This window comes from Vibrio sp. 1978, from assembly GCF_033344345.1.
This window is the reverse complement of record NZ_JAWPOP010000972.1, coordinates 1-526: the sequence shown is the minus strand read 5'-3', so window position 1 is coordinate 526 and position 526 is coordinate 1. Positions and strand designations below refer to the sequence as shown.

The following is a 526-nucleotide window of genomic DNA, read 5'->3' as shown; positions in this document are numbered from 1 at the left end:
AAAACATGACGGATGAAGATCTAGAACGCGCCCGTGAAGTTCGTGAACGTTTCGAAGCGGTGGTAAATAGTGGCGACGAAGTGGAAGAATGGAGTAACTATAACTACGAATTCCACAAAGCGTTATACGCACCTGCCAACATGCCAGAAACCATGGATGTGATTTACAACTTAAATACCAAATGCGATCGCTACATTCGTATGCAGTTGTTATTCACCACTGGCATTAAAAAAGCAGAACAAGAACATTTGACCTTGTTTGAAATGTGCCAGAACAGAGATATTGATGGCGCAAAATATCTGTTGAAAAAACACATTCTAGAAGCAGGTACAGCTATTCGTAACTTGCTGTTAGAAAGACAGAGCCCAAATAACTAAACAGATAACTTAGGGGAATCACGGATGAATGTTGGACCTAAATTTCTGTTGGCGGCACTGCGACAAAAAATAAAAGACGAAGGGCTGTGTTACAGCTCTTTATCAGAGAAAAGTGGCATTCCTCTCTCGAGTATTAAACGCCACCTTCA

The 526-nt window shown here is 41.3% G+C and carries 1 protein-coding gene and 1 pseudogene; both read left to right on the top strand.

The window, feature by feature from the left end; genetic code table 11:
- Positions 1-377, top strand: a 377-nt coding sequence (locus R8N49_RS30175; protein WP_318190828.1) for a GntR family transcriptional regulator, incomplete at its 5' end; no start/stop codon positions are given.
- Between the two features lie 24 nt (positions 378-401).
- A pseudogene (locus tag R8N49_RS30170) lies at positions 402-526 on the top strand (transcriptional regulator); the annotation flags it as partial.